The following is a 3,253-nucleotide window of genomic DNA, read 5'->3' as shown; positions in this document are numbered from 1 at the left end:
ATATTTTGTTGAAGTTTCTTTATATTTTATTTTATCTAGCACAACAAGTTAAATTTAATTAAAGGAGGTTTTTACTATGGAAATTGGAGGCTTTTTCCCCTATCAACCTGTTGGCTCTGAGCCAAACAACTATGTGGAGCATACCTGCCCTGATCCCGGGGACACCGCTCATCTAATGTCCGGCCGTTGTGCCATTTATTACTGTCTGAGGGATCTGATGTTAACAGATCAAAAGCGTGTGGCATATCTGCCTTCCTATGACTGCGAAACAGTTCTGGGCTGCTTTGTAAAAGCAGGATATGAAATTCATTATTATGATTTTGACAAAAATCTTTCCCCTGTGTTTGAGGAAGAGATGATCCCGCAGATCAGTGTTCTCCTTGTCTGTGGATACTATGGTTATCCTACCTATGATGAGAACTTTGTCAAAAAATGTAAAGCCAGTGGCGTTTCTGTAATAGTGGATACTACCCATACAGCATTTTCTCCATTGCCGGCCTGTCCGGATTCTGACTATATTGCCGTCAGTCTCCGAAAATGGATGGGTGTTGCCTCCGGTGGTCTTGCCATCAAGCGAAAGGGCACCTTTGGCGTAAAACCTATTCCTATCAATAAAGAACAGTTTTCCCTTAGAGATCAGGCTCTTCAATCCCGAGAGACCTACGAGCATACAGGAAATGAGGACTATAATAAAGAAGGCAATGATGTTTTCTGGAAAGCGGAATTTATGCTTCGTGAAATTTTCGATATCCAGGAAGGGGATGAAGCTTCCCTTAAAACGATTCTTCATTATCCATTCCGGGATGCGATCCGTAAACGCCAGGAAAATTACCATTACCTTCTGGAACACCTGCCGGAACGCTCCGATATCCGCCCGGTATTTCCTTATCTTTCAGATGATATCTGTCCTATGTTTTTCCCTTTCTTTGTGGAAAATCGGGACGCCCTTATCAAGCATCTGGCAGACAGGCACATTCCGCCTAAAGTATACTGGCCTGTACCACCTTTTGTAAAGGTTGAAGACTATCCAGGAGCTCAATATATTTATTCCCATATCATGTCTGTCAGCTGTGATGAACGCTTTAACACGGACGATATGCAGAAAATTGTAGAAGCCTTTGAAAACTATTAAAGATCTTAAAGCATTTTGAGAATATCCGTTTGATAAATCTAATCAGGCCACAGACTGGAAATCACCAGTCTATGGCTTCTTCATCTTCTCAGGTTGACATCCCATCTGTCGTTTGCTACACTAAAATCACATATCTGACAAAGGAATGGGAAGTATGAAGAAGAAAAAATTATAATCTATAAACCTGTTACTAATAATGGTAATCTTATGGAGAAAAAGTTGTTTGTCAATACTATCATAGCCGCATATAATGCACAGGCAGTTAATCCGGAATTGATGTTTGTAAAGCAGTCAGACAGAAATGCTGCACAGGAAAAGACTGTTTATTACACTCTTGACAATGTTAACTTCAATGAATCCCAGGAGCTTATTAAAAACAAACCACTTGAGTTCCATTTGAAGTGACAGATTCCAACCTGGTTGGTACTTCCTTTGCCGGAACAAACACAAAAGACCTGGAACTTCAATTGTACATAGAGTCTGATGATGGTAAAAAAGTTGAAGGAATTGGAGGAGAAAACACAAAGGTAAAAGAAATACATCTTCCGGTATATAAAGCTGGTGAAAGGCAGGCAGAATATGAAGATGGATATGTATATGTTAACAGTGAAAACGTATATGACTTTACCTTGAATGAACTACAAAACTATGAGAGTTATTTAAAAACAAGTGCAGGTTACAAGGGAAAGGTTACCCTGTATGCGAAAATTTCATGCAAGTACATTTACTACTGCACGGAAAAAGAAGCGCAATCCATTGCACAGATAAACATCTGTCAACGACAGCTCTTTGATCTGGATTGAGGTAAAAACTTTATAACCCCAAATTCTGAAAGCCTCAGACTGGTACAGTACAGCTACCCCGGTCCGGGGCTTTTGAAATGCGGAGATTATTGCCATGAGTATATTTGAGTATGACAAAGAGGAAGAAGAACAGAAACTTCAGGCAACTTATGAAAAGATTGGCGAAAAGCGAGGTGAAAAGCAAGGTGAATTAAAAAGGCAAAAAGCATAGCCATTTCGCTTGCGCAGGAAGGAGAACCTGTAGAAAGAATAGCAAGAACCCTTGGTGAAACGGAAAAAACGATTAAAGAATGGCTGGCTGAAACGCATTAAAATTGGTTCCGCAGTATCATCAATTGAATGTTACTGTGGAACCTTTTTATATTCGTCTGCTATTTTAGCCGGGTAAGTTGGATTTTATCTGCGTATCCCTGACAGTTCGTCTTCTATCCACTTATCTGTGTTGAAGTTACTGTCAAAGAACCTGACGATCACGCCGTAAGGTTCTGTATCGCTGTTGAATGCGTTGGCTTCATCAGTGTCTACGTGCATTGCCAGGTGATAATTTCTGTGGACTCTGACTACTACATCTGCATAGATAAGTGCGCGTCCGTAGCTTTTGGTCAGGACGAATACTTCGTCGTTGTCTTTGATATGCAGGGCAAGTGCTTCATCCGGAGTCATGTGGATGTGGCGTTTGGCTACGATGACCCCTTTGGGGATTTCGATATCACCGCATGGACCGGATAAAATACAGCCGGGAGTTCCTTCGATATCACCGGATTGGCGTATTACGCTTGGAATCCCCAGTTTTCTGGTGTCTGTAAGGGACATTTCTACCTGCGTGTCGCTGCGGAAAGGACCGAGAAGTGCCATATTTTCGAAGGTACCTTTCGGTCCTTTGACAGTCACTCGTTCCTGGCACAGATATTGTCCGGGCTGGCTTAATTCTTTGATAAAATGTGGTTTGCTTCCTTCTCCGAATAATTTTTCAAAATCTTCCTGCGAGATATGCAGATGTCTGGCAGAAGTTTCTATAGGTATTTTGATGCTCATTTATTACAATACTCCCTCAATATGTTACTTGTATATGTCTGTCCGATATCCTGTTGCCTGATGGGATACAGAGCAGTTATACTTACTTTTTAGTGTATCTCTTTAACTGGAAATATGCAATGTTTATCTTGCAAGAAGGACAATTTTCATTATAAAATAGTGTTAACTTACTTTTATCGGTTTACAAGGAGAAGTGTTCTGGGCTATAATAAGATACATTAGAATAACAGTTACTGTTCACACACCACTATCCCGCGAGGTGTTTTGGCATGAATATGCCAAA

At 40.7% G+C, this 3,253-nt stretch carries 4 protein-coding genes; 3 read left to right on the top strand and 1 reads right to left on the bottom strand.

From position 1 onward, the window contains the following. Positions 1–76 precede the first annotated feature (76 nt). From LJE11_RS18725 to LJE11_RS18715, 3 genes are all read left to right on the top strand, one after another. Positions 77–1,132 (top strand): hypothetical protein, encoded by a 1,056-nt coding sequence (locus LJE11_RS18725; protein WP_008703315.1) that lies wholly within the window; start codon positions 77–79, stop codon positions 1,130–1,132. A gap of 207 nt (positions 1,133–1,339) precedes the next feature. Then, positions 1,340–1,537: a hypothetical protein gene (locus tag LJE11_RS18720; protein ID WP_008703313.1), complete on the top strand. Its 198-nt coding sequence runs from the start codon at positions 1,340–1,342 to the stop codon at positions 1,535–1,537. Then, on the top strand, positions 1,534–1,935 hold the full coding sequence (locus tag LJE11_RS18715) for a hypothetical protein (protein ID WP_008703310.1): 402 nt from the start codon (positions 1,534–1,536) through the stop codon (positions 1,933–1,935). Before LJE11_RS18720 ends, LJE11_RS18715 begins: the two co-directional genes overlap by 4 nt. A gap of 396 nt (positions 1,936–2,331) precedes the next feature. Here the strand turns inward: LJE11_RS18715 and LJE11_RS18710 are convergent, their stop codons facing one another. Beyond that, complete coding sequence (locus LJE11_RS18710) at positions 2,332–2,970, bottom strand: PduL/EutD family phosphate acyltransferase (protein WP_008703305.1); 639 nt, start codon at positions 2,968–2,970, stop codon at positions 2,332–2,334. Between the last annotated feature and the right edge of the window lie 283 nt (positions 2,971–3,253).

The sequence above is a fragment of the Blautia sp. DFI.1.216 genome (genome assembly GCF_020594215.1).
GTDB lineage: Bacteria > Bacillota > Clostridia > Lachnospirales > Lachnospiraceae > Blautia_A > Blautia_A wexlerae.
Note: the sequence above shows the minus strand (reverse complement) of the source record. Positions and strands in the feature narration are given on the sequence as shown.

Excerpts from the sequence above, each read along its gene's own strand:
- LJE11_RS18725 (WP_008703315.1), top strand. The coding sequence starts at position 77 with ATGGAAATTGGAGGCTTTTTCCCCTATCAACCTGTTGGCTCTGAGCCA.
- LJE11_RS18720 (WP_008703313.1), top strand. The coding sequence starts at position 1,340 with ATGGAGAAAAAGTTGTTTGTCAATACTATCATAGCCGCATATAATGCA.
- LJE11_RS18710 (WP_008703305.1), bottom strand. The coding sequence starts at position 2,970 with ATGAGCATCAAAATACCTATAGAAACTTCTGCCAGACATCTGCATATC.